At 68.2% G+C, this 24229-nt stretch carries 19 protein-coding genes and 1 pseudogene; 15 read left to right on the top strand and 5 right to left on the bottom strand.

Annotated elements, in window-relative coordinates; genetic code table 11:
• The first annotated feature begins 158 nt into the window (after window positions 1-158).
• Window positions 159-1076, top strand: a complete 918-nt coding sequence (locus HMPREF2924_RS32420; protein ID WP_003083964.1) for a LysR family transcriptional regulator — start codon at window positions 159-161, stop codon at window positions 1074-1076.
• Window positions 1077-1099: 23 nt separating this feature from the next.
• Here HMPREF2924_RS32420 and HMPREF2924_RS32415 read toward each other — a convergent pair whose 3' ends face one another.
• A complete protein-coding gene (locus tag HMPREF2924_RS32415; protein ID WP_003083962.1) occupies window positions 1100-1825 on the bottom strand; it encodes an acid phosphatase in 726 nt (241 codons plus the stop codon).
• A gap of 247 nt (window positions 1826-2072) precedes the next feature.
• Between HMPREF2924_RS32415 and HMPREF2924_RS32410 the strand changes: the two genes are divergently transcribed.
• Window positions 2073-3431, top strand: coding sequence for an OprD family porin (locus HMPREF2924_RS32410; RefSeq protein ID WP_003128397.1), 1359 nt, complete (start codon window positions 2073-2075; stop codon window positions 3429-3431).
• Window positions 3432-3468: 37 nt separating this feature from the next.
• Here HMPREF2924_RS32410 and HMPREF2924_RS32405 read toward each other — a convergent pair whose 3' ends face one another.
• The 3 genes from HMPREF2924_RS32405 to HMPREF2924_RS32395 all read right to left on the bottom strand — a co-directional run bounded on the left by HMPREF2924_RS32405 (window position 3469) and on the right by HMPREF2924_RS32395 (window position 6641).
• Entirely contained in the window at window positions 3469-4350 is an 882-nt protein-coding gene (locus HMPREF2924_RS32405) for an AEC family transporter (RefSeq protein ID WP_003128396.1), read from the bottom strand.
• Complete coding sequence (locus HMPREF2924_RS32400) at window positions 4347-5162, bottom strand: TauD/TfdA family dioxygenase (RefSeq protein WP_003107194.1); 816 nt, start codon at window positions 5160-5162, stop codon at window positions 4347-4349. The genes HMPREF2924_RS32405 and HMPREF2924_RS32400 overlap by 4 nt, the downstream gene beginning before the upstream one ends.
• Before the next feature lie 417 nt (window positions 5163-5579).
• Window positions 5580-6641 carry an ABC transporter substrate-binding protein gene (locus HMPREF2924_RS32395; protein WP_003128395.1) on the bottom strand — a complete coding sequence of 354 codons (1062 nt, stop codon included), beginning with the start codon at window positions 6639-6641 and terminating at the stop codon, window positions 5580-5582.
• A 266-nt stretch (window positions 6642-6907) separates the two neighbouring features.
• On the opposite strand from HMPREF2924_RS32395, the gene HMPREF2924_RS32390 reads away from it, so the two are divergent.
• From HMPREF2924_RS32390 to atsA, 3 genes are all read left to right on the top strand, one after another.
• Window positions 6908-8524, top strand: a complete 1617-nt coding sequence (locus HMPREF2924_RS32390) for an ABC transporter permease (RefSeq protein ID WP_003110981.1) — start codon at window positions 6908-6910, stop codon at window positions 8522-8524.
• On the top strand, window positions 8521-9360 hold the full coding sequence (locus tag HMPREF2924_RS32385) for an ABC transporter ATP-binding protein (protein WP_003128394.1): 840 nt from the start codon (window positions 8521-8523) through the stop codon (window positions 9358-9360). Before HMPREF2924_RS32390 ends, HMPREF2924_RS32385 begins: the two co-directional genes overlap by 4 nt.
• 87 nt (window positions 9361-9447) lie before the next feature.
• Window positions 9448-11058 (top strand): arylsulfatase AtsA, encoded by a 1611-nt coding sequence (atsA, locus tag HMPREF2924_RS32380; RefSeq protein WP_003128393.1) that lies wholly within the window; start codon window positions 9448-9450, stop codon window positions 11056-11058.
• 99 nt (window positions 11059-11157) lie between these two features.
• Here the strand turns inward: atsA and HMPREF2924_RS32375 are convergent, their stop codons facing one another.
• Complete coding sequence (locus HMPREF2924_RS32375; RefSeq protein ID WP_003083953.1) at window positions 11158-11910, bottom strand: 3-oxoacyl-ACP reductase family protein; 753 nt, start codon at window positions 11908-11910, stop codon at window positions 11158-11160.
• A gap of 116 nt (window positions 11911-12026) precedes the next feature.
• Between HMPREF2924_RS32375 and HMPREF2924_RS32370 the strand changes: the two genes are divergently transcribed.
• The 10 genes and pseudogenes from HMPREF2924_RS32370 to siaA all read left to right on the top strand — a co-directional run bounded on the left by HMPREF2924_RS32370 (window position 12027) and on the right by siaA (window position 24229).
• Complete coding sequence (locus HMPREF2924_RS32370; RefSeq protein ID WP_003083951.1) at window positions 12027-12959, top strand: LysR family transcriptional regulator; 933 nt, start codon at window positions 12027-12029, stop codon at window positions 12957-12959.
• 178 nt (window positions 12960-13137) lie between these two features.
• Window positions 13138-14280 (top strand): methyl-accepting chemotaxis protein, encoded by a 1143-nt coding sequence (locus tag HMPREF2924_RS32365; protein WP_371915083.1) that lies wholly within the window; start codon window positions 13138-13140, stop codon window positions 14278-14280.
• 238 nt (window positions 14281-14518) lie between these two features.
• Entirely contained in the window at window positions 14519-14884 is a 366-nt protein-coding gene (locus tag HMPREF2924_RS32360; RefSeq protein ID WP_003083943.1) for a response regulator, read from the top strand.
• Window positions 14885-14911: 27 nt separating this feature from the next.
• Window positions 14912-16839, top strand: a pseudogene (locus tag HMPREF2924_RS32355) (chemotaxis protein CheA).
• Window positions 16826-17311, top strand: coding sequence for a chemotaxis protein CheW (locus tag HMPREF2924_RS32350; RefSeq protein WP_003083938.1), 486 nt, complete (start codon window positions 16826-16828; stop codon window positions 17309-17311). The pseudogene HMPREF2924_RS32355 and the gene HMPREF2924_RS32350 overlap by 14 nt, the downstream one beginning before the upstream one ends.
• 35 nt (window positions 17312-17346) lie before the next feature.
• On the top strand, window positions 17347-19386 hold the full coding sequence (gene aer2 / locus HMPREF2924_RS32345; protein WP_003123817.1) for an aerotaxis transducer Aer2: 2040 nt from the start codon (window positions 17347-17349) through the stop codon (window positions 19384-19386).
• A gap of 69 nt (window positions 19387-19455) precedes the next feature.
• A complete protein-coding gene (locus tag HMPREF2924_RS32340; RefSeq protein ID WP_003083930.1) occupies window positions 19456-20298 on the top strand; it encodes a CheR family methyltransferase in 843 nt (280 codons plus the stop codon).
• A 5-nt stretch (window positions 20299-20303) separates the two neighbouring features.
• Window positions 20304-20906: a chemoreceptor glutamine deamidase CheD gene (gene cheD, locus HMPREF2924_RS32335; RefSeq protein WP_003102220.1), complete on the top strand. Its 603-nt coding sequence runs from the start codon at window positions 20304-20306 to the stop codon at window positions 20904-20906.
• A gap of 19 nt (window positions 20907-20925) precedes the next feature.
• Entirely contained in the window at window positions 20926-21975 is a 1050-nt protein-coding gene (locus HMPREF2924_RS32330; RefSeq protein ID WP_003083922.1) for a protein-glutamate methylesterase/protein-glutamine glutaminase, read from the top strand.
• Window positions 21976-22237: 262 nt separating this feature from the next.
• Window positions 22238-24229: a biofilm regulation protein phosphatase SiaA gene (gene siaA, locus HMPREF2924_RS32325; RefSeq protein ID WP_003083920.1), complete on the top strand. Its 1992-nt coding sequence runs from the start codon at window positions 22238-22240 to the stop codon at window positions 24227-24229.

Here is a 24229-nt window from a genome sequence, read left to right as displayed (position 1 = left end):
GGACCATGTTCAGCTCCTGGGGTCTATCTATGCTTATTACTAAATCGCATATTTTTCTAATTTGTTCTTTGTTGACGGAATAAGAGCTTGCATTTAAAACCAGCACATCCCGAACGGCAAATGCCTTTGTCCAATATTTCCAATGCCGGTAAAGCATCATGGATCTACGCCAACTGCGTTACTTCATCGCCCTCGCCGAACACCGCAGTTTCGTCCGCGCGGCGGACGCCATGGGCATCACCCAGCCGGCCTTCAGCCGCAGCATCCAGGGCCTGGAGCAGGAGCTTGGCTGCCAGTTGGTGGACCGTGGCAGCAAGGACCTGCGCCCGACGCCGGAAGGCCAGGTGGTGCTGCAACACGCGCTGAGCCTGGTGCAGGGGTCGGCCAACCTGATCCACGAGATCGCCCAGTTGAACAAGCTGGATGCCGGCGAGCTGCGCTTCGGCAGCGGGCCGGCGCCGGCCCAGCAACTGGTGCCGGACGCGGTGGCCGACTTCATCAACCGCCACCCGCGGGTGCAGATCAGCCTGGACGTGGACAACTGGGAAAAGCTCAGCCGCGCCCTGCTCCGCGAAGAGATCGAATTCTTCGTCGCCGACATCCGCGACTTCGAGGCCGACCCGAACTTCCAGACGCGCCCGCTGACCCCGCGCCGCGGCCAGTTCTTCTGCCGTCCGCAACATCCGCTGCTGGGCAAGGACAGCCTGTCCACCAACGACCTGTTCAACTACCCGCTGGCCTCGACCCTGATTCCCCCGGGCATCCGCAAGCTGCTGGCGAACCTCAGCGGCAAGATCGACTTCGCCGCCAACATCCGCTGCGAGAACATGCACGCGCTGATCCGCATCGTCCGCCAGACCGACGCCATCGGCATCGCCAGCGACGAGACCCTGCGCCCCTACCTGCAGCGCGGCGAACTGCAACCGCTACAGTGGCGCAACCTGCCGCAGAACCTGGATAGCCTCAGCGCCCGCTGCGGCATCATCAGCCGCAGCGGCTACCGGCTTTCGGCGGCGGCCAAGGCGATGATCGAGACGCTGGTGGAACTGGACCAGGCGCAACACGCGGCGGCCTGAGCCGCCGCGCGGTTTCCCTTCCTCTACTGGAGTTTCGGCAACCCCAGCGCGCCGCGCAGCTCCTCGCGCACCGCGGCAAAGTCGGCGGCCACCGCCGGATCGGCCAGCAGGCTCGCCACCAGCGCCGCGGCGGCGGTCTGCCCGCCTTCCAGGTCGCTGGGGAAGTGCACGCCGGCCAGCACCCGGCTCTGCGCATGCTCCTCGGCGCGGGCGAAGAACGCATCGTGATGCTCCGGCACCAGCATGCTCAGCAGCGAGGCCTTGAAGTAGCTGTCCATGGTGTGGCCGCTGGGATAGGACTCCCCCTCCGGCGGCGGCAGCACCGGCTTCACCTTCGGTGTCACTTCGTAGGGACGCGGGCGGGCGAAGTGCTTCTTCGCCGGCATCAGCACCTCGACCAGGTTTTCCTGGGCGCGGTTGAAGAAGCTCCGGGTCAGCGGCAGGCGTTCCTTGTCGAACGAGGCGCCCAGCAGGTCGCCGGCGAAGGGGAAGACGTTGTCCTCCCACTGGTCGTGGGCGCGTACCCGGCGTACCTGTTCGGGCGTGCGCAGGCGTTGCGCCTCCAGCACCGCGCCGAGATCGGCGACGGCCGCAGCCGAGTCCGCCGCCGGCGGCGGCGGAAGGTAGTCGGCCAGGCGCGGTGGGTGGGCCAGCGGATAGGGCGCGGCGGCGGTCTCCCCGAGACAAGACAGCGGCGCGAGCAGCGAAAGGCAGAGCAAGAGCGAAGGGCATAGGGTCTTGTTGTTCATGAAGCGTACTCCCTGAGGCGAGGTTGCATCGGGAGCCGAGGCTCCCACCCACGGCCGTTGCGGATGACGGCCGACGCCACACTCTCCGTCGGTGACTTCCGAAATGCTTGACCCGGCCTGCCGTTGCACATGCCTGCCCCTGCCAATGGCAGGCCCCGGCAAAAGCCGAGGCAGGGAAACACAAGCGGCCTGCGGAGCGACTTCCGAGACTGCGCCCACCTGGCACTCAGGTGGGAGAAAACAATAAATGCAAAACCTCAGACGCGCTGTATTCGCCGGCCTGGTCGCCGGCACGCTTTCCGAAGGGGCGGCCGCGACGGCCGGGGATGGGGGCTTCGTCGAGGACAGCGAACTGCAGTTCCTCGCTCGCACCTACTACTTCAACCGCGACTACCGCGACAGCCCGAACAACGCCGGGCGCAACCGCTTCAAGCCCAGGAGCGAGCGCAACGGCTACCGCGAGGAAGCCACCCAGGGCCTGCGCCTCCAGTTCGCCTCCGGCTACACGCCGGGCAGCCTCGGCTTCGGCCTCGACGCCCATGCCATGCTCGGCCTGCAACTGGACAGCGGCGGCGGCCGCACCGGCACCGGCAACCTGCCGGTCGGCGCCGACGGCCATCCCGACCATCGCTACGGCAAGGTCGGTGGCGCCCTCAGGCTACGCCACGGCGAAACCCGCCTGAAGTACGGCCAGACCACCACCAGCGCGCCGGTGTTCGCCGCCAGCAGCAACCGCACGCTGTCCGGCATGGCCTACGGCCTGCTGCTGGAGGATCGCTCGTTCGACGGGCTGCTGCTCGAGGGCGGGCGCTTCACCGCCGCCTCCGGCCCCGGCGAATCCAAGGTCCGTGGCGACATCAGCACCGTCTACGGACGCCTCGGCGCCTATCCGGTGCGCCTCGACGCGGTCGGCTTCCTCGGCGGTCAATGGCAGGCCACGGAGCGGCTGCAACTGTCGCTCTACGCCTCGCGCTTCGACGACATCTGGCAGCAGGCCTATTTCGGCGCCAGCCATCGCCAGCCGCTGGGCGGGGAGCGCGCGCTGCGGGTCGACCTCGACGCCTACCGCACCCGCGACAGCGGCCAGAGCCGCTTCGGCCGCATCGACACCCTGGCCAGCTCCCTGGCCCTGGGCTACGAACAGGGACCGCAGCGCATCACCCTGGCCTACCAGCGTGTCCATGGCGAGCAGCCGTTCGACTACATGGCCTTCGGCGACGGGCGCTCCAGCGCGTCCATGGTACTGGCCAACTCGGTGGGCTACTCCGACTTCAACGGACCGGGCGAGCGTTCCTGGCAATTACGCTATGACCTGGACCTCGGCGCGCTCGGCCTGCCTGGGCTCAGCCTGCATGCGCTGCATGCCCGCGGCCGTGCCGGGGCCAGCGCCAGCAGTGCCGCCGAGAGCATCTACGCCGGACTCTACGGGCGTGACGGGCGGCACCGGGAAAGCGACCTCGGCTTCGCCTATCGGGTCAAGGCGGGCCCCCTCGCCGGCCTCGCGCTGCGCGCCTCGCAGGCCTGGCACCGGGGCAACGCGAGCTATCTCGACGGCGACATCGACGAAACCCGGCTGGTCGTCGATTACTCCCGCTCGATCTGGTGACACCCCGGGCCGCCCCGCGAGGCGGCCCGGATCGTCCTCACGCGCGCGGCAGCAACTGGATGAACAAAGGCGTGGAGAGCAGCACCAGCAGCGTGGTGATCAGCACCATGCCTGCCACTTCGTTCACCGGGCCGTCGTAACGCTTGGCCAACAGGTAGGTGAGCACCGCGGTCGGCATCCCGCACTGGATGGCGAAGGTGCCCGCCGCCACCGCCTCCATGCCCAGGCCGGCAGCGATCCCATAGCCGACCGCGAAACCGCCCCAGACCCGCACCAGAGACAGCAGCAACGGCCGCCATGTCTCGTGCAGGCGCAGACCGGCCAGCGACAGGCCGAGCATCACCAGCATCAGCGGCACGGTAATCCCGCCCAGCAGGCGGGTCACATCGCGCAACGGCGGCGGCAGGCTCCAGCCCAGGGCGATCAGGCCCAGCGCCACGGCCAGGGCATAGATCATCGGGTTGCGCAGGATGCTCGCCGGGGTGATATCGCCCGAAGCGAACCAGACGCCGAGCGTCGCGTGACCCACCTGGATCAGGGTGGAGAACGCCACCGCATACACCAGCGCCTCCTCGCCGAAGGCCAGGTAGGCGATGGGGATGCCCATGTTCCCGGAGTTCGGCAGCATGATCGACGGCAGGTAGCGCCGCACCGGCATCCGCAGCAGGCGCAGGGAGACCAGGCCCAGCAGGGCGAACGCCAGCACCGCCAGCGCGGTGGCGAGGAACACCCCGGCCACCATGCCAATGGACAGGCCGGGGCGGTCCAGCGACGACAGCAGCAGGCAGGGAAAGCCGACGTTGGCCACCAGGAACACCAGCGCGCGGGTATCCACCGGCCCGGCGGAACGGCTCCAGGCGAAACCGATCCCGGTGCAGAACAGGATTGGCAGCACCACCGCGACGAACTGGGCGATCACAACCCCACCTTGAAGCCCAGTTCCAGCTCCGCTCGCAGGCGGCCGTGGCCGTCGAAGTTGAGCCGGCGCATCTCGCGCAGTTCGTTGGCGCAGAAGGCAGTGCGCCCGTGCAACACCGCGGTGTTGTCGAGCACCAGGATTTCCCCCGGCTCGAGCTTGATCCGCAGTTGGCAGGCCGGATCCTCGAGCGCCGCCACCAGTTCGGCGAAGGCCTCCACCGCCACAGGGTGCTCGACCACCTCGGCCGCCCCGTCGTTCTGCCGGAACTTGATGCCCAGCGCCTCGCCGTTCAGGCGGAACACCGGCTGGGTGCTGCTCTGGTGCTTGCGCACGATGGTCAGGGCGTCGCCGCGCAGCAGGCCGAGATGCTTGGTCGGCATGCGCCGGCGCAGGCGCTCGAAGGCCAGTCCGGCGCTGGCCAGCAGAGTCTCCCCGCCCTCCCGGGCGTTGCGCACGCATTGCAGGCTGCACAATTGCTCCGGGGTGTCGAGGAAAGCGCCGTCGGTGTGCAGCTTGTGCTCCAGCGGCGTGGAGCCGAGGTAGCCGCTGACATACCGCGCATTGCTGATCGGCACGATGCCGTCGGCGTCGGCGCGCGGGTGGGGGGCGGCGCGGCCGAACAACTCCTTGAGCGCGAGAAGTTCCTGCCTGTCTTCGCCCTGTTCGCTGCGCAACAGCAGGAAACCAAACTCGTTGAGGGTCCGGATGATCGCCGATTGTTCCTGGCGGGATAACTTCACCAGCGTTCTCACCGAAACTTTCACGCGTTCGAGATCGAGTGTCGCGTCGAACAATTTGCTATCGAGATTCATATGACCGCTCTCCTCCGAAAGAAAATCAGGAATGCCGCCGACGCGCAGGGCGAGGCCCGGCGCTGGCGCCGCGCTGTCGTAGTGATGGGCAGGCTAGATGCGGGACGCGGCGGTTCGCCGCGAGATACTTGGAGTTGTTTCCGGGGAGGGTCGGGAGAATTGTCGGAAGGGAAAACTGGAAGAATTGGCAGTGCCGATTTTGTATCTGAATATATGGGGCGATTAACGAACGAAATGATCGAGGAATAACCTGCGGATTACCCGCGTGAAACTTTCATGACGCGATATACGCAGAATCCCCGACCAACGGCTGGATACTTCGCTCGATCCAGTCATTGGTTGGGTCGGTGCAAGAATTTCGAAACATATTACAAATTGCTACGAAACGGCGCCGCCTCGGCCGTCCCCGGCTCGGCGTCACTCCGCCGCCTGCGCCACGGCCTTGGCCTTCGCCAGCTTGCCGGCCGCCTCCAGCAGTTCCGGCGCGGCCCACTGCTCGGCGCTGAATTCGCGACGGATCAGGCCGAAACGCTTGGCCGCCTGGATCGAAGCATCCAGCCGGCCAAGGAAATCGGCGTCTAGGCGCGGCGACAGGGCGTCGCCCAGCTTGCGGCCACGGTACTCGCTCTGCAGGATCACCACCGGGTAGCTGGCCTGCTTCGACACCAGTTCGATGTAGGCGTCGCGGTTCTCCTCGCGGGCCAGCCAGTCCTGGGCCTGCAACTGCACCTTGAGCAGCCGCTCGGTGATGTCCGGATGGGCATCGACGAAGGCTCCGGAGCCGACCAGCAGCGCCTGCAGGGTGCCGGCGCCGTTCAGGTCGCGGGTGCTCAGCGGAATTTCCGCGAGCCCGCGGTCGCGCAGGGCGAACAGCCCGGCCAGGCCCCAGGTGGCATCGATCTGCCTGGCTGCGAGGGCGGACAGGGCGGCGCTGAAGTCGAGGTTGATCACCTTCAGGTCCTTCTCGCTGAGACCGACGCTGGCCAGGGCATTGTCGAACGACAACTGGCTGGCGGTGCCACGAAAGATGCCTACGCGCTTGCCCTTGAGATCCTCCAGGGTCTTGATCCCGGACCCCGGCTGCACGCCGAGATAGTGGTTGACCCCTCGCGCGGTAGCGGCCAGCAGACGGCTGTCCAGGCCTCCGGACTTGCCGATGATCGCCGCCAGGTCGCCGAGGTAGGCGAAGTCCACCTGGCCATTGGCGAACGCTTCGTTGACCACCGGACCGGCGCCCTTGAAGAAGCTCCATTTCACCGCGATGCCGTCGTTGGCGAACTCCTTCTCCAGCAACTGCCGGGTGTAGAGCACGTCGACCACGCCGCCACCCGAGTGCGAGCTGCCGGCGCTGACGTCCGGCACCGCGATGCGGATTTCCTTCGGCGGAGCGGCGCTCGCCAGCGGCACGTAGGCACCGAGCAGGCCGGCGAGGACAGGCACGGCGAACAGACCGAGCAGGGAAGACGTAAGCGCTTTCATGGGGCGGCTCCTTGGAACGGGAAGAGAGGGATTCCCGCCGGGAGCGGGTGAGCGGCTAGCTATGCACAGCGGCGCCTCGAAAATAAATAATAAAAATTCATTTTTTTATAACCATAAGCAGTATAACAGGCCGCACGGGCCTCTCCGCGTCATATGCAGCCAGAGCATGGAAAATATTCTCCAAATGCATTTGCCGCTGCCTGGCGCCTTTCTTTAAATGACCCTTCTTAGCGAAAAAACGCATTGATGTGGCGATTTATATTCCCATGAAGAATATCGATAAAACCCTTTCGCCCGCCTGGAGCCGGCCCCTGCCGCGCCTGGCGCCGCCGCCCTCCGCGGCTTTCGCCCGGCGCCTGGGGGACAGCCTGCTGCCCTGGTTGCTGCCGCTCGGGCTGGCGCTGCTGTGGTGGGTCGCCAGCCATCGCCACTGGATGTCGGCCCAGGTGCTGCCGACTCCCGAGCTGGTCTGGCAGAGCGCCCGCGAGTTGCTCGCCGGCGAACTCTGGAGCGAATTGGCGATCAGCCTGCGGCGCCTGGCCTGGGGCCTGCTCGCCGGGGTCGCCAGCGGCGCCGCGCTAGGCGCCTGGCTGGGCTTCAGTCCGCGTGCCGAGCGCCTGGTCTTCCCCACCTTCAGCGCCCTCGCGCAGATCCCCACGCTGGCCTGGATCCCGCTGTTCATGCTGTTCTTCGGCATCGGCGAACTGCTCAAGCTGGTGGTGCTGGTGAAAGCGGTCGTGGTGCCGGTGACCATCCATACCCTGGTCGGCGTGCGCGACGCCCAGCCCAAGCTGCGCGAAGCCGCCGCGGTGCTGCGCCTGCCGCCACGCCTGCTGGTCTGGCGGCTGATCCTGCCGGCGGCGCTGCCGGCCTTCCTCACCGGGCTGCGCCTGGCCCTGGCGCAGGGTTGGACCTCGCTGCTGGCGGTCGAGCTGCTGGCTTCCAGCGAGGGCATCGGCTACCTGATGGTGCAGGGCCGGCAACTGTTCATGCTCGACATCGTGTTCGTCTGCATCCTCGTCATCGGCCTGGTCGGGGTGGGCATGGACCGCGCCATCCAGTGGCTCGACCGCCGCCTGCTGCACTGGCCGCAAGCCGCCACCGGCGAATTCCGCCGGCGCCCGCCGGGACGCGGCTGGCAGCGCCTGCAGGTCTGGCTGCCGCCGCTGGCGCTGCTGCTCCTGTGGCAGTCGGCGAGCAGCGCCGAATGGGTCGATCCGGCGATCCTCGCCAGCCCTCTGGAAGTGGCGCGGGCGACCTGGAGCGGAGCGCTCGACGGCAGCCTCCCGGGCGCCCTGTTCGACAGCCTGAAGCGCACGCTCGGCGGCCTCCTGCTGGGCGGCGGCCTGGGTTTCCTCGGCGGCCTGCTGCTCGGCCTGTGGCGCCCGGCGGAACGCTTCTTCGGCCCCACTTTCGCGGCACTGCGGCAGGTGGCGATCTTCGCCTGGGTGCCGCTGCTCACCGCCTGGTTCGGCCTGGGCGAACCGGCCAAGCTGACGTTCGTCGCAATCGCCGCCTTCTTCCCGCTGCTGCTGGCCACCCAGCGCGGCATCGCCAGCCTGCCGCCGAGCCTCGGCGAGGCGGCCCGGGTGCTGCGCCTGGGTCCCTGGCGACGGCTGCTCCGGCTGGTCCTGCCGGGTGCCGCCCCGTCGGTGTTCGCCGGCCTGCGCCTGGCGCTGATCTACGCCTGGCTGGGAACCATCGGCGCCGAGTACTTCATGCCCTCCGACGGCGGCATCGGCAGCCTGATGATCGGCGCCCAGCAACTGTTCCGCATGGACCTGATCGGTGCCGGCATGCTCCTGGTCGGCCTCACCGGCGCCCTGCTCAATGCTCTCGGCCAACGCATCGAAGCGCGCGCCACGCGCTGGAGACACGCATGAACGCACTCACCGCGCCCGCCACGGGCACCCCGCTGGTCAGCTTCCGCCAGGTGCGCAAGCACTTCGCCGTGGACGGCCGGCGACTGGAAGCGATCCAGCAGTTCGACCTGGAGATCGGCGAGGGCGAGTTCATTGCCATCGTCGGCGCCAGTGGCTGCGGCAAGTCGACCCTGCTGCGCCTGCTGATCGGCCTGGACCGCGACTACGACGGCGAGATCCGCGTCGACGGCCGGCCAATCGCCGGCATCGGCGGCGAACGCGGCATCGTGTTCCAGGAGCACCGCCTGTTCCCCTGGCTGACGGTGCAGCAGAACGTCGCCCTCGGCCTGGTCAACGAAGCCCTTGGCGAAACCGACAAGGCGGCGCGGATCGACGAATACATCCGCCTGGTCGGCCTGCACGGCTTCGAGCGTGCCTACCCGCACCAGTTGTCCGGCGGCATGGCCCAGCGCGTGGCGATCGCCCGCGGCCTGGTGGCCAGCCCGCGCCTGCTGCTGCTCGACGAGCCGTTCAGCGCCCTCGACGCACTGACCCGCCAGCAGTTGCAGGAAGAGTTGCTGGCGATCCGTCGGCGCACCCGCATCACCACCCTGCTGGTCACCCACGACGTCGAGGAGGCGCTCTACCTGGCCGACCGGGTGGTGGTGATGGAGCCGCGCCCGGGGCGGATCAGGCGGGTGGTCGAGGTGGACCTGGCGCACCCGCGCGAGCGCGGTGGCTTCGACTTCCTGCGCCAGCGCGAAGCGCTGCTGCACGAACTGACCGCCGACGGCGAGTACGTCGCGCCGCCGCCGCGACGGGTGGAAAACCTGCCCTTCGAATTCCTCGCTTGCTGAAAAGCCCCTTGCCCTGGCCCTTTCCCCCTGCGGGAAGGGCGGGGGCGAGGGCCCCACCCTCTCCTCCCATCCAGACGAGACCCGCGCATGAGCAAACGCCCCAACTTCCTGGTGATCGTCGCCGACGACCTGGGCTTCTCCGATATCGGCGCCTTCGGCGGCGAGATCGCCACGCCGAACCTCGACGCCCTGGCCATCGCCGGCCTGCGCCTGACCGACTTCCACACCGCCTCGACCTGCTCGCCGACCCGCTCGATGCTGCTCACCGGCACCGACCACCACATCGCCGGGATCGGCACCATGGCCGAGGCGCTGACCCCGGAACTGGCAGGCAAGCCGGGTTACGAAGGGCATCTCAACGAGCGCGTGGTGGCGCTGCCGGAGCTGCTCCGCGAGGCCGGCTACCAGACCCTCATGGCCGGCAAGTGGCACCTCGGTCTGAAGCCGGAACAGACGCCCCATGCACGCGGTTTCGAGCGTTCCTTCTCGCTGCTGCCGGGCGCCGCCAACCACTACGGCTTCGAGCCTCCCTACGACGAAAGCACTCCGCGCATCCTCAAGGGCACGCCGGCGCTCTACGTGGAAGACGAGCGCTACCTCGACACGCTGCCGGAGGGTTTCTATTCCTCCGATGCCTTCGGCGACAAGCTGCTGCACTACCTCAAGGAGCGCGACCAGAGCCGGCCGTTCTTCGCCTACCTGCCGTTCTCCGCGCCGCACTGGCCGCTACAGGCGCCGCGGGAGATCGTCGAGAAGTACCGCGGTCGCTACGACGCCGGTCCAGAAGCGCTGCGCCAGGAACGCCTGGCCCGGCTCAAGGAGCTGGGCCTGGTGGAAGCGGACGTCGAAGCCCATCCGGTGCTCGCCCTGAGCCGCGAGTGGGAAGCCCTGGACGACGAGGAACGGGCGAAGTCGGCGCGGGCGATGGAGGTCTACGCGGCTATGGTCGAGCGCATGGACTGGAACATCGGCAGGGTCGTGGACTACCTGCGCCGGCAGGGCGAGCTGGACAACACCTTCGTCCTGTTCATGTCCGACAACGGCGCCGAAGGCGCCCTGCTGGAGGCCTTTCCGAAATTCGGCCCGGATTTGCTGGGCTTTCTCGACCGGCACTACGACAACAGCCTGGAGAACATCGGCCGCGCCAATTCCTACGTCTGGTATGGCCCGCGCTGGGCCCAGGCGGCCACCGCGCCGTCGCGCCTGTACAAGGCGTTCACCACCCAGGGCGGCATTCGCGTGCCAGCGCTGGTGCGCTACCCGCGGCTAAGCCGGCAGGGTGCGATCAGCCATGCCTTCGCCACGGTGATGGACGTCACCCCGACCCTCCTCGACCTCGCCGGTGTCCGCCACCCAGGCAAGCGCTGGCGCGGCCGCGAGATCGCCGAACCGCGCGGCAGGTCGTGGCTGGGCTGGCTTTCCGGCGAGACCGAGGCGGCCCACGACGAGAACACCGTGACCGGCTGGGAGCTGTTCGGCATGCGTGCGATCCGCCAGGGCGACTGGAAGGCGGTGTACCTGCCGGCCCCGGTGGGCCCGGCCACCTGGCAGCTCTACGACCTGGCCCGCGACCCGGGCGAGATCCACGACCTCGCTGACAGCCAGCCGGGCAAGCTGGCGGAGCTGATCGAGCATTGGAAGCGCTACGTCAGCGAGACCGGTGTCGTAGAGGGGGCTTCGCCTTTCCTGGTGCGATAAGCGGAACCTCTCCCCTCGCCCTCTCCCTTCAGGAGGGAACGTCTGGCCATAAGGTCGGGGAGAGGGGCTACTTCGCCGGGCGGAACGAGGCGCCCCGGGTCAGGCCGAGAAACCGCCATCGATGGTCAGGCTGGCCCCGGTGATGTAGGCCGCTTCCGGCCCGGCCAGGTAGGCGACGAAGCTGGCGATTTCCTCGCTGCGGGCGTAGCGCGGCAGCGCCATCAGGCCCTTGAGGGTCTCGGCGAAGTCGCCGTCGTCCGGGTTCATGTCGGTATCCACCGGACCCGGCTGCACGTTGTTCACCGTGATCCCGCGCGGGCCGAGGTCGCGGGCCAGGCCCTTGGTCAGGCCGACCAGCGCCGACTTGCTCATCGCGTAGGTGGCGCCGCCGGCGAACGGCATGCGTTCGGCATTGGTGCTGCCGATGCTGATCACCCGCCCGCCGTCGCCCATGTGCTTGACCGCCGCCTGGGTGGCGACGAAGACGCTGCGCACGTTGATCGCCAGGGTCCGCTCGAAGTCGGCCAGCGGCAACTCTTCCACCGAACCGAGGGCGAGGACGGCGGCGTTGTTGACCAGGATGTCGATGCGTCCGAAGCGAGCCGCCGCTTCGTCGACGGCGGCGACGAGCGCGGCCGCGTCGGCGCTATCGGCATGCAGGGCCAGGATGCTGGCTCCGGCGCCTTCGAGTTCGGCCGCCAGGGCCCGGGACTTGTCCGCCGAGCTGACGTAGGTGAAGGCGACGCTGGCGCCTTCGGCGGCCAGCCGGCGAACGATGGCGGCGCCGATGCCGCGGGAACCGCCCTGGACGAAGGCGACTTTACCGGCGAGGGATGCAGAGGATACGGACATGGAAATCTCCATCGGAGTGGATAGACAGGCCCCGAGTTTCCGTCGTCCATTGCAGACCTGGTAGCGGGTAATCGCTATATTCAGCCGATACCAATGGTTTATGCGGGCCCTTTCCCATGGAAACCCTCAGCAACATCCAGTGCTTCGTCCGCAGCGCCGAGGCCGGCAGCTTCGCCGAGGCCGCCAGGCGCCTGGGCCTGACGCCGGCCGGGGTGGGCAAGAACGTCGCCCGCCTGGAAAGCAACCTCGGCGTGCGCCTGTTCCAGCGCAGCACCCGGCGCCTGACCCTGACCGAAGCCGGGGAGCGTTTCCTGCAAGAGGTCGGCGGCAGCCTGGAGGGCATCCAGACCGCTCTCGCCAACGTCTCCAGCGTCGGCAACCAACCCAGCGGCACGTTGAAGGTCAGCATGGGGCTGGCCTTCGGCCGCGACTACATCCTGCCGCTGCTCGGCGAGTTCCTCGAACGCTATCCCGACATCGTGCCCGACTGGCATTTCGACAATCGCCAGGTCGACCTCATCGGCGAAGGCTTCGACGCCGCCATCGGCGGCGGTTTCGAACTGCCTCCCGGGGTGGTGGCGCGCAACCTGACGCCGGGCCACCTGATCCTCCTCGCCTCGCCCGCCTACCTCCGCGACAAGCCGCCGATCCGCCATCCAGGCGACCTGGGCGGCTTCGACGGGATCCGCATCCGCTCGCCGCAGACCGGCCGCGTGCGCTCCTGGCCGCTGCGCCGGCGCAACGGCGAGGAGGCGCCGATCGAGCTGCGCGAACGCATGACCATGAGCGACCCGGAAGCCACCTGCGAGGTCGCCGCCATGGGCCTGGGCATCACCCTGGTATGCATGCAGCACGCCTATGCCTACCTGGAGTCCGGCGCCCTGGTGCGGGTCCTGCCGGACTGGTACGTCGACGCCGGCAACACCAGCCTCTACTACGCGGCGAACAAGCTGCTACCGGCCAAGACCCGGGTCTTCGTCGACTTCGTCGTCGACTACTTCCGCCGCCAGGACCTGGCCCGGCGCTTCTCCGCCTTCCCAACCGGCTAGCGCCAGCCATCCGTCGCTTCGGCAACCGGGAAAAGGCCCTGGCACCGGCCTCGCCGGAAAAACGGCAGTTTGACATTACCGATTGGGACTCTAGTTTTAGAAAACGCCGCCGACGAGCTTGGAAGGTGTCTTCCGCACGGTCCCGGGACCACCTGGAAGCCCTGCTCCGATCCGGCACATGGAGTGCAGCATGCGCGAGTCCCTCGGTGTTTCGTTACCATCCCGGCCCCTGCTGCTGAAGCTGGGCCTGCTTTCCCTACCCTGGGCGTTGTGTGCCGGGCTGCATGCCGTCGGCCTCGGCGTCTGGCTGGCCCTGGCGCTCGGTTGGTTCGCCAGCCTGGCCATGCTCTTCCTCCTCCTGCGCGACTCTCGGCAAGCGGTAGCTAACGCCAGCCCGCAGGCGGATGCCGCTTCGCCGGCCTGGAGCGCGGCGCAACGGGCGCTCGCCGACGAAACCGCGCAACTGGACGGCCACGCCCGGCAGATCGATGAACTGCTGCATTCGGCGATCCGCCAGCTCAGCGACAGCTTCCACGGCCTCGCCGAACGCATCGATACCCAGCGCGGCCTGTCCCATTCGCTGATCGAGCGCTACGACGGGCGCGGCCAGGTCGACGAAGGCATCAACTTCCAGGACTTCGTCAGGACCACCCAGCAGACCCTCAGCCTGTTCGTCGAGGCTACCCTGGAAACCAGCCGGACCTCGCAGCAACTGGTGGAACGCATGGACCAGGTGCGCCTGAAGATCACCGAGATCCTGCAATCGACCCAGGACATGGACGCCATCGCCAAGCAGACCAACCTGCTCGCCCTCAACGCCGCCATCGAGGCCGCCCGAGCCGGCGAGAGCGGCCGCGGCTTCGCCGTGGTCGCCGATGAGGTGCGCGCGCTGTCGACCCGCTCCACGGAGTTTTCCGCCGCCATCCGCAAGCACGTCGACGTGGTCCACCACGAGATCCAGGACGCCGAGAGCGCGATCTCGCAACTGGCCGACAAGGACATGTCCTTCGCCCTCGATTCCAAGCAGAAGATCCAGGGCATGCTCGATGACCTGGAGGCGATGAACCGGCACACCCTGAAGGTCATCCACGAACTGGACCGGCTCTCGCTGGAAGTCGGCCAGGGCGTCGATGCGGCGGTCACCGCCTGCAATTCCAGGACATGGGCAGCCAGTTGCTCGGCCAGATGCGCAAGCACCATGCGCGTCTTGGCGCCTTCGCCCTCGGCCTCGGCGCGCTGGAGGCGCGGCCGCGCCAGGAATGGCCCGAACGGGTCGCGCGGGAGGTCGAGGAACTGCGCCGGCCCTTGCCCAGCCCGGTGAGCCAGAACAGCGTCAACGTGGGCGAAGTGGAATTGTTCTGAGGGGTATCGATAGCCAATCCGTCTAACCGGATAACTATCCGACGAGAAACCGGCGCCAATAATTGAAATCCACCGGACATTGTCTTTACTGGAACTAGCAAAGGGCCATCAGAGCCCTCCGTCACAGCCACCTGGCACACACCACCTTCGCCGCCGAACTTGGCGCTGCGGTAGGGACACCGTGAGGACGCAAGACCATGGGCAAACCGATTCTGATCGTCGACGACTCGGCGTCTATCCGCCAGATGCTGAGCTTCACCCTGAAGTCCGCCGGCTACGAGGTGGACGAGGCCGCGGACGGCAAGGAAGGCCTCGGCAAGGCCCAGAGCAAGAGCTACAGCCTGGTGTTCACCGACCAGAACATGCCGAACATGGACGGCCTGTCGCTGATCCGCAGCCTGCGCAACCTGGCCGGCTACCGCAGCGTGCCGATCCTCATGCTGACCACCGAATCGAGCGACGCGATGAAGCAGCAGGGACGCAGCGCCGGCGCCACCGGCTGGCTGGTGAAGCCGTTCGACCCGCCGAAACTGCTCGAAGTGACACGCAAGGTCCTGCCCTGATTCCCGTTCCCCCGCGGGGGAGGTCCCATGCCCCAGGATATGAGCCAGTTTCTCCAGGTGTTCTTCGAGGAAACCGAGGAACACCTGGCCACCCTCGAACTCCTCCTGATCGGTCTCGACCTGGACCGGCCGGACAGCGAGACGCTGCACAGCATCTTCCGCGCCGCGCATTCGATCAAGGGTTCCAGCGGAATGTTCGGTTTCGACGACATCACCGCCGTCACCCACGAACTGGAGACCCTGCTCGACCGCATCCGCTGCGGCCAGATGGGCCTACGGCCGGACATGATCAGCTCCTTCCTCGAAGCCCGCGACGTACTGCAGCGCCTGCTCGACGCCCATCGCAGCGGCCGTCCCGACCCCGGGGTGCCGTTGCTGGAGACGGTCGAGCGGCTGCGCGGCTGGCTGCGGGCGCCGGAGCAGGAAGCGGCGGAGGAAGGCTTCGGCCTGTTCGACGACGCGCCCACCAGTCCCGCCAGGGAAACCGCGGACGACGATGCCTTCGGCTTCTTCGACGAAGGCCCGGGCGCTCCGGAACGAGCGGCCGCGCCGGAAGCGTTCGGGCTCTTCGACGAGGCGCCCGGCGCACCGGCCGCGAGCGAAGCGTTCGGCCTCTTCGATGACGCGCCGGGCTCCCCGCCCACGGAGGAACGCGCCTTCGGCCTGTTCGACGGCGCCCCCGGCAGCCCCGCCGCGCCCAGCGCGCCCGCGCAAGCCGTCGCCGCGCCGGCCAGGGGCGCAGTCGCGCCCGTGCGTGGCGACGGCGAGTCCGGCTCGATCCGGGTCAGCGTGGAAAAGATCGACAGCCTGATCAACCTGGTCGGCGAACTGGTGATCACCCAGGCCATGCTCGGCCAGCTCGGCGAGCAGCTCGATCCGAGCCACCACGAGCGCTTGCAGCACGCCCTGGCCCAGCTCGAACACAACACCCGCGACCTGCAGGAATCGGTGATGTCGATCCGCATGCTGCCGATCAACTTCATCTTCAGCCGCTTCCCCAGGCTGGTGCGCGACACCGCCACGCGCCTGGGCGGCAGGTCGAGCTGCACCTGCACGGCGAGCACACCGAACTGGACAAGAGCGTGATCGAGAAACTCAGCGATCCGCTCACCCACATCGTCCGCAACAGCATCGACCACGGCATCGAAACACCCGCCGAACGCCTCGCCGCCGGCAAGCCGGCGAGCGGCACGGTGAAGCTCGCCGCCAGCCACCAGGGCGGCAGCGTGGTGGTGGAGGTTTCCGACGACGGTCGCGGCCTGTCGCGTCCGCGCATCCTCGCCAAGGCCCGCGAGCGCAACCTGCCGGTGCATGACGGGATGAGCGACGCCGAGGTCTGGCAACTGGTGTTCATGCCCGGCTTCTCCACCGCCGAGACGGTCACCGAGCTGTCCGGACGCGGCGTCGGCATGGACGTGGTGAAGCGCAACATCGGTGCCATGGGCGGGCGCATCGACATCGACTCGGCGCCCGGCATGGGCACTCGCATCGGCATCCGCCTGCCACTGACCCTGGCGATCCTCGACGGCCTGATCGTCGCCGTCGAAGCGGTCAACTACGTGATTCCGCTGACCTACATCGTCGAGTCGTTGCAGGCGCGCAGCGACGACGTGCGCGGCCTCGGCGGCGAAGACAACGCGATGATCCGCGTGCGCGGCGAGTACCTGCCGCTGTTCAGCCTGCACGAGCTGTTGCGCATCGGCGGCGAAGCGCCGGCGCCGGAGCAGGGCATCGTGGTGATCCTCGAGTCCGAGGGGCGCAGCTTCGCCCTGCAGGTGGACGAACTGGTCGGCCAGCAGCAGGTGGTGATCAAGAGCCTGGAACAGAATTTCCGCCGCGTGGAGGGTATCGCCGGCGCCACCATCATGGGCGACGGCAGCGTCGCCCTGATTCTCGACGTCGATGCGCTGCCACGCCTGGCGGCGCGGGAGGACACCGCCGATGAACGGCACTGAGGCAAGCCAGGCGAACGGCCCGGCGCAGGAATACCTGACCTTCACCCTGGGCCGCGAGGAGTACGCCATCGACATCCTCCGCGTGCAGGAGATCCGCGGCTACGACCAGGTCACCGCGATCGCCAACGCGCCGCCCTTCATCAAGGGCGTGATCAACCTGCGCGGGGCGATCGTGCCGATCGTCGACCTGCGCATCAAGTTCCACCTCGCCGAGGTCACCTACGACCCGTTCACCGTGGTGATCATCCTCAACATCGGCCGGCGCATCGTCGGCGTGGTGGTGGACTCGGTATCCGACGTGATCGCCCTGGGCGGCGACGCGATCAGGCCGCCGCCGGAGTTCGGCGCCAGCTTCGACACCGAATACCTGCTCGGCCTGGCCACCGCGGGCGAGCGCATGTTGATCCTGGTGGACATCGAAAGACTGATGACCAGCCGCGAAATGGCGCTGGTCGACGAAGCCGCGGCCTGAGCGGCGCCAACGAGGGATAGGCAGGGGATATCGAAATGGGTCTGTTCAATGCACATGCGGTGGCGCAGCAACGCGCCGACCGGATCGCCACGCTCCTCCAGTCGTTCGCCGACGGCCAGCTCGACACCGCCGTCGGCGAGGCCCCGGCGCCCGGCTACGAGCGTCTCTACGACAGCCTGCGGGCGCTGCAGCGGCAACTGCGCGAACAACGCGCCGAACTCCAGCAGGTGGAAAGCCTGGAGGCGGGGCTGGCGGAGATGAGCCGCCAGCACGAAGCCGGCTGGATCGACCAGACGATTCCCGCCGAACGCCTGGAAGGTCGCGCGGCGCGCATCGCCAAGGGCGTCAACGAACTGGTGGCCGCGCACATCGCGGTGAAGATGAAGGTGGTCAGCGTGGTCACCGCCTACGGCCAGGGCAACTTCGAGCCGCTGATGGACCGCCTGCCGGGCAAGAAGGCGCAGATCACCGAAGCCATCGACGGCGTTCGCGAGCGCCTGCGCGGGGCCGCCGAGGCGACCTCGGCGCAACTGGCCACGGCGGCCTACAACGCGCGGATCAAGAGCGCGCTGGACAACGTCTCGGCCAACGTGATGATCGCCGACAACGACCTCAACATCATCTACATGAACCGCACCGTCAGCGAGATGCTCGGCCGCGCCGAAGCGGATATCCGCAAGCAACTGCCGAACTTCGACGCCGGCCGCCTGATGGGCGCCAACATCGACGTGTTCCACAAGAACCCGGCGCACCAGCGGCACCTGCTGGCCAACCTCACCGGCGTGCACAAGGCCGAGCTCAACCTCGGCGGCCGGCGCTTCTCCCTCGACGTGGTGCCGGTGTTCAACGACGCCAACGAACGCCTCGGCTCCGCCGTGCAATGGACCGACCGCACCGAGGAACACCGCGCCGAGCAGGAAGTCTCGCAACTGGTGCAGGCGGCGGCCGCCGGCGACTTCAGCAAGCGCGTCGAGGAGGCCGGCAAGGAAGGCTTCTTCCTCAGGCTGGCGAAGGACCTGAACAGCCTGGTGGATACCGCCGACCGCGGCTTGCGCGACGTCTCGCGGATGCTCGGGGCGCTGGCCCAGGGCGACCTCACCCAGCGCATCGAGGCCGACTACCAGGGCACCTTCGGCCAGCTCAAGGACTTCTCCAACGAGACCGCGCTGAGCCTGTCGCGGATGCTCGGACAGATTCGCGAGGCCGCCGATACCATCAACACCGCCGCCAGCGAGATCGCCAGCGGCAACGCCGAACTGTCGGCGCGCACCGAGCAGCAGGCGTCGAGCCTGGAGGAAACCGCCTCGAGCATGGAAGAACTGACCAGCACGGTGAAGCTCAACGCCGAGAATGCCCGCCAGGCCAACTCGCTGGCGGCCAATGCCTCGGAAGTGGCGACCCAGGGCGGCACCGTGGTGCAGAAGGTGGTCAGCACCATGTCCTCGATCAACGAGTCGGCGCGCAAGATCGCCGACATCATCGGGGTGATCGACGGCATCGCCTTCCAGACCAACATCCTCGCCCTCAACGCCGCGGTCGAGGCAGCCCGCGCCGGCGAGCAGGGCCGCGGCTTCGCGGTGGTCGCCGGGGAAGTGCGCACCCTCGCCCAGCGTTCCGCCGCCGCGGCCAAGGAGATCAAGACGCTGATCTCCGACTCGGTGGACAAGGTGGAGAACGGCAACACCCTGGTGGCCCAGGCCGGACAGACCATGAGCGACATCGTGGTGGCGATCCGCCGGGTCACCGACATCATGTCGGAGATCGCCGCCGCTTCCGCCGAGCAGAGCACCGGCATCGAAGAGGTGAACAGCGCGGTCTCGCAGATGGACGACATGACCCAGCAGAACGCCGCGCTGGTGGAGGAAGCCGCGGCCGCCGCCGAGGCCATGCAGGAGCAGGCGGGCCTGCTCAACCAGTCGGTGGCGGTGTTCAGGCTGGACACTCCGCCGAGCGTGGTCCAGCTCGCCAGCGCGCGGCCGTCCGCGCCACGCCCCAGCGCGCCGGCGCCGCTGGCCCGCAGCGGCATGGCGCGGGCCAGCAAGGCGCGCAAGGAAGACGGCTGGGAAGAGTTCTGAGACCACGCCGCGCCTCCGCCAGGCGGAGGGCGGCAAGCCCTTAGGGTCGACCAGGGAAACCCGACGCCAATGCCCACCTCCACGCCTTCGCCGGTGTTCGGCAACCAGGAGTTCCACTACACCCGCGAGGACTTCCAGCAAGTACGCGAGCGGCTCTACCGGCTGACCGGCATCAGCCTGGCCGAGAGCAAGGCGCAACTGGTCTATAGCCGCCTCTCGCGGCGCCTGCGCCTGCTGCGGCTCGGCAGCTTCGCCGAATATTTCACCCACCTCGACCGCGAGCCGGGCGAGCAGCAGTTGTTCGTCAACGCGCTGACCACCAACCTCACCGCATTCTTCCGCGAACGCCACCACTTCCCCCTGCTCGCCGACCTCGCCCGCCGCCAGTTGCAGCGGCATCGCCCGCTGCGCATCTGGTCGGCGGCGGCGAGCACCGGCGAGGAACCCTATTCGATCGCCATCACCCTGGTGGAGGCGCTGGGCAGCTTCGATCCGCCGGTGAAGATCGTCGCCTCGGACATCGACACCGGGGTGCTCGACTGCGCCCGCCTGGGCGTCTATCCGCTGGAACGCCTGGAGCAGATGCCGGCGCCGCTGAAGAAACGCTTCTTCCTCCGTGGCACCGGGCCCAACGCCGGCAAGGCGCGGGTGGTGGAGGAACTGCGGCAACTGGTGGAGTTCCGCCAGATCAACCTGCTGGAAGCGGACTGGTCGATCGCCGGGGAACTCGACGCGATCTTCTGCCGCAACGTGATGATCTACTTCGACAAGCCGACCCAGACCCGCCTGCTGGAACGCATGGTGGCCCTGCTGCGGCCGGAGGGCCTGTTCTTCGCCGGGCATTCGGAGAACTTCGTCCACGCCAGCCACCTGGTGCGGCCCGTCGGCCAGACCGTCTACAGCCCGGCCTGATCGCGATGAATCTCCAGGCCCGGGAAGGCGCGCCGCTGAACCGCTACTACGATCCGTACTTCGCCTGCGATGCGGTGAAGCTGTTGCCCGGCGAGTACTTCGCCAGCGGCGAAGACCTGGTGATCGTCACCGTGCTCGGCTCCTGCGTCTCGGTGTGCCTGCGCGACCCGCTCAACGGCATCGCCGGGATGAACCACTTCATGCTCCCCGAGCGCGGCCTCGGCGGCGACCCGGCCTCGCCGTCGGCGCGCTACGGCAGCCACGCCATGGAACTGCTGATCAACCGCATGCTGGCCCTCGGCGCCAGCCGCGAGCGCCTGCAGGCCAAGGTCTTCGGCGGCGGCTCGGTACTGCGCCAGATCAGCGCCGCCATCGGCCAGCGCAACGTCGAGTTCACCCTCGACTACCTGGCCACCGAGCGTATCCCGCTGCTCGCCAGCGACGTGCTGGAGGCCTTCCCGCGCAAGATCTACTTCTTCCCGCGCAATGGCCGGGTCCTGGTGAAGTCCCTGGTGGAGCTGAAGAACGACACCGTGCTGCAGCGTGAACGCGACTACCGCCGCCGTATCGATCGCAACGCGGACGGCGGCCCCATCGACCTGTTCTGACTCTCCGGGAGAGCCCGCCATGCCCATCAGTGTCCTGGTCGTCGACGATTCCGCCCTGATCCGCAGCCTGCTCAAGGAGATCATCCAGGCCGACCCGGAGCTGCGCCTGGTCGGCTGTGCGCCGGACGCCTTCGTCGCCCGCGACCTGATCAAGCAGCACGCGCCGGACGTGATCAGCCTCGACGTGGAAATGCCGCGGATGGACGGCCTGACCTTCCTCGACAAGCTGATGAAGGCGCGGCCGACCCCGGTGCTGATGATCTCCTCGCTCACCGAGCGCGGCTCCGAAGCCACCCTGCGCGCGCTGGAACTGGGCGCGGTGGACTTCATCGCCAAGCCCCGGCTGGGCATCGCCGAAGGCATGCAGGCCTATGCCGAGGAAATCCGCGCCAAGCTCAAGACCGTCGCCCGCGCCCGCCTGCGCCGCCGTGCGGCGGACGCGCCGGCGCCGCCGGAAAGCGCAGCGCCGCTGCTCAGCACCGAGAAGATCATCGCCCTCGGCGCCTCCACCGGCGGCACCGAGGCGCTCAAGGAAGTGCTGCTCGGCCTGCCGGCGCACAGTCCCGGGGTGGTCATCACCCAGCACATGCCTCCCGGCTTCACCCGCAGCTTCGCCGAGCGCCTGGATCGCCTGACCCGGCTCAGCGTCAGCGAAGCGCGCGACGGCGACCGCATACTGCCCGGCCACGCCCTGGTCGCGCCGGGCGACCACCACATGGAGGTGCAGCGCTCCGGCGCCAACTACGTGGTGCGTTTGAACCGCCAGGCGCAGGTCAACGGCCACCGCCCGGCAGTGGACGTGATGTTCGAGTCGCTGGCTCGCTGCGCCGGGCGCAACCTGCTCGCCGGCCTGCTCACCGGCATGGGCAAGGACGGCGCGCGCGGGCTCCTGGCGATCCGCCAGGCCGGCGGCTACACCCTGGCCCAGGACGAGGCTACCTGCGTGGTCTACGGCATGCCCCGCGAAGCGGTGGAACTGGGCGCCGCGGAAGACGTGCTGCCGCTCGAACGGATCGCCGCCGCGCTGCTCCAGCAAGCCGCCCGGCGCGGCAGCGGCAACCGCCTCTGAGCGGGATCCTGGCCGGCCCGCTGCGCTTTTTCGCCGCCCCCCGCAACCTCCCCCGCCGAGACCCCGCCGACGACAGGCCCGAACCACGGGCCTTTGCCTGCTCGCCATCATTGTGACGTCAAATTAATGGCGAAATAAAACCAAATTACGTTGCCTGAAATAATGCACATCTGCACAATTGGCCCTTTCGCCAAAAGTTCGACACACGCTTTCGATCCATGATTTCGGCCGCGGGCCGGGCGAGAAACTGATAGGGATAGCCATGGCGGCGAACTGGGGGTTGCGCGGCAAATCGGTGGTGGCGCTGTTGCTGGCCTGTGCCCTGGCACTGGTCCCGGCGGTGCTGCTGGGCTGGCGCGCGATGGACGACATCCGTACGCACTTCGGCCTGGCCTACGCGAAGAACTTCACCCTGCTGCACCGGCAGAAGATCCTCGCCCCGGTCTCCCGCGAACTGGCGTTGTCGCGCCGTTTCGCCGAATCGGTGGTGACCCGCGACTGGCTGCTGAAGGAAGACGACCCGGCGCGCCGCGCGCTGTTCTTCCGCGAGGCCGAGGGCTACCGCGGCGACTTCCGCGACCACGCCTACTTCATCATCGCCAGCGGCTCCCAGCACTACTACTTCAACGACGGCAGCCAACCCTACAGCGAACGGCCGCGCTACACCCTGGAGGCCGGCGACCCGGAAGACGCCTGGTACTTCAATACCCTGCGCAACAGCGCCGCCTACAACATCAACGTCAATGTCGACAGCAAGCTGAACCTGACCAAGGTCTGGTTCAACCTGGTGATCCGCGACCAGGGCCGGCCCATCGGCCTGGCCGGCAGCGGCCTGGACCTGAGCGGCTTCCTCGACGACTTCATCATCGCCCGCGAGCCGGGCGTGACGCCGATGATCGTCGGCGACGACGGCGCCATCCAGGCCCACCCGGACCGCCGCCTGATCGCCTACAGCTCCGCCGCCGGCGGCGCCAGCGAACGCCACCGGGTGTTCGACCTGCTCGACCAGCCGGAACAGCGCGACGCCCTGCGCGAGGCCATGCGCCTGGCCCGCGCCAAGGCCGGCTCGGTGCACTGCCTGTGGGCCGGCCTCGACGGCCGCCAGCAACTCTTCGCCGTGGCCTACATTCCCCAACTGCGCTGGTACGTGCTCACCGCCGTCGACCTGCACGCCGCCCAGGTCCTCGACAACCGCTGGCTTTGGCCGCTGGCGGGCACGTTCCTGCTGTTGCTGGTGGCCCTGCTGCTGGGCTTCGCCTATGCCGTCGAGCGCCTGCTGTTGCGCCCCCTGCGCAGCCTCAAGCGCTCGGCCAAGGCGATCGCCGCCGGGCGCTACGACACGCCGCTGCCGCTGGCGCGCCAGGACGAGATCGGCTCGCTGTCGAAGGCCTTCGCCAGCATGGCCGACCAAGTCCGCCGGCACACCGCCGAGCTGGAAGACAAGGTCCAGGAGCGCACCCAGGCGCTGGAGGAAGCCAACCGCGAGATGGCCGCCGCGCAGAAGAAGATCGGCGACAGCCTCGACTACGCCAGCCTGATCCAGCGCGCGATCCTCCCCGACCGCCAGCTCAGCGCCACCCTCGGCGAGCATCACTTCATCCTGTGGAAACCGCGCGACGTGGTCGGCGGCGACTTCTACGTGTACCGCGAGCAGGCCGACGGCTACCTGATCGGCGTGGTCGACTGCGCCGGTCACGGCGTGCCCGGCGCGCTGATGACCATGCTCGCCCGCGCCGCCATCGACCACGCCATCGAGGCGGTGGGCAGCCGCGACCCGGCGGCGATCCTCGGCGAGACCGACCAGGCGATGCGCAGCATGCTCAGCCAGGAGCAGATCCCCCAGGCGCTGGCCACCAACATGGATGCCGGGCTGGTCTGGGTCGACCGCCGGCGCCGCCAGCTGGCCTTCGCCGGGGCGAAGATCTCGCTGTACGCCAGCGACGGCGAGGAGGTCCAGGAACTCAAGGGCGCGCGCCGGGCGATCGGCGACAAGCGCCGTGGCGACTACCGCAACATCGAGGTACCGCTGGCGCCGGGCTGGACCTTCTACCTGAGCACCGACGGTTTCCTCGACCAGGCCGGCGGCGAACACGGCTTCGGCTTCGGCAGCCGGCGCTTCGCCGACATGCTCCGCGACCACGCGCGGCAGCCGCTCCCCGAGCAGGCCGAGGCCTTCGTGGCGACGCTCGCCGAGTACCAGGGCGAGCACCCGCAACGCGACGACATCACCATCCTGTCCTTCCGATTCGACTAG

Source organism: Pseudomonas sp. HMSC063H08 (genome assembly GCF_001813645.1).
Lineage (GTDB): Bacteria > Pseudomonadota > Gammaproteobacteria > Pseudomonadales > Pseudomonadaceae > Pseudomonas > Pseudomonas aeruginosa.
This window is presented reverse-complemented; position numbering and strand designations above follow the sequence as displayed.

What these genes read in the sequence shown, in the direction of transcription:
- HMPREF2924_RS32350 (WP_003083938.1), top strand. Translation starts at nt 16,826, where the DNA reads ATGAACGGCACTGAGGCAAGCCAGGCGAACGGCCCGGCGCAGGAATAC.
- HMPREF2924_RS32375 (WP_003083953.1), bottom strand. Translation starts at nt 11,910, where the DNA reads ATGTCCGTATCCTCTGCATCCCTCGCCGGTAAAGTCGCCTTCGTCCAG.
- HMPREF2924_RS32410 (WP_003128397.1), top strand. Translation starts at nt 2,073, where the DNA reads ATGCAAAACCTCAGACGCGCTGTATTCGCCGGCCTGGTCGCCGGCACG.
- HMPREF2924_RS32420 (WP_003083964.1), top strand. Translation starts at nt 159, where the DNA reads ATGGATCTACGCCAACTGCGTTACTTCATCGCCCTCGCCGAACACCGC.
- HMPREF2924_RS32365 (WP_371915083.1), top strand. Translation starts at nt 13,138, where the DNA reads ATGGAGTGCAGCATGCGCGAGTCCCTCGGTGTTTCGTTACCATCCCGG.
- HMPREF2924_RS32395 (WP_003128395.1), bottom strand. Translation starts at nt 6,641, where the DNA reads ATGAAAGCGCTTACGTCTTCCCTGCTCGGTCTGTTCGCCGTGCCTGTC.
- HMPREF2924_RS32330 (WP_003083922.1), top strand. Translation starts at nt 20,926, where the DNA reads ATGCCCATCAGTGTCCTGGTCGTCGACGATTCCGCCCTGATCCGCAGC.
- atsA (WP_003128393.1), top strand. Translation starts at nt 9,448, where the DNA reads ATGAGCAAACGCCCCAACTTCCTGGTGATCGTCGCCGACGACCTGGGC.
- HMPREF2924_RS32370 (WP_003083951.1), top strand. Translation starts at nt 12,027, where the DNA reads ATGGAAACCCTCAGCAACATCCAGTGCTTCGTCCGCAGCGCCGAGGCC.
- cheD (WP_003102220.1), top strand. Translation starts at nt 20,304, where the DNA reads ATGAATCTCCAGGCCCGGGAAGGCGCGCCGCTGAACCGCTACTACGAT.
- HMPREF2924_RS32360 (WP_003083943.1), top strand. Translation starts at nt 14,519, where the DNA reads ATGGGCAAACCGATTCTGATCGTCGACGACTCGGCGTCTATCCGCCAG.
- siaA (WP_003083920.1), top strand. Translation starts at nt 22,238, where the DNA reads ATGGCGGCGAACTGGGGGTTGCGCGGCAAATCGGTGGTGGCGCTGTTG.
- HMPREF2924_RS32385 (WP_003128394.1), top strand. Translation starts at nt 8,521, where the DNA reads ATGAACGCACTCACCGCGCCCGCCACGGGCACCCCGCTGGTCAGCTTC.
- HMPREF2924_RS32340 (WP_003083930.1), top strand. Translation starts at nt 19,456, where the DNA reads ATGCCCACCTCCACGCCTTCGCCGGTGTTCGGCAACCAGGAGTTCCAC.
- HMPREF2924_RS32415 (WP_003083962.1), bottom strand. Translation starts at nt 1,825, where the DNA reads ATGAACAACAAGACCCTATGCCCTTCGCTCTTGCTCTGCCTTTCGCTG.
- HMPREF2924_RS32390 (WP_003110981.1), top strand. Translation starts at nt 6,908, where the DNA reads ATGAAGAATATCGATAAAACCCTTTCGCCCGCCTGGAGCCGGCCCCTG.
- aer2 (WP_003123817.1), top strand. Translation starts at nt 17,347, where the DNA reads ATGGGTCTGTTCAATGCACATGCGGTGGCGCAGCAACGCGCCGACCGG.
- HMPREF2924_RS32400 (WP_003107194.1), bottom strand. Translation starts at nt 5,162, where the DNA reads ATGAATCTCGATAGCAAATTGTTCGACGCGACACTCGATCTCGAACGC.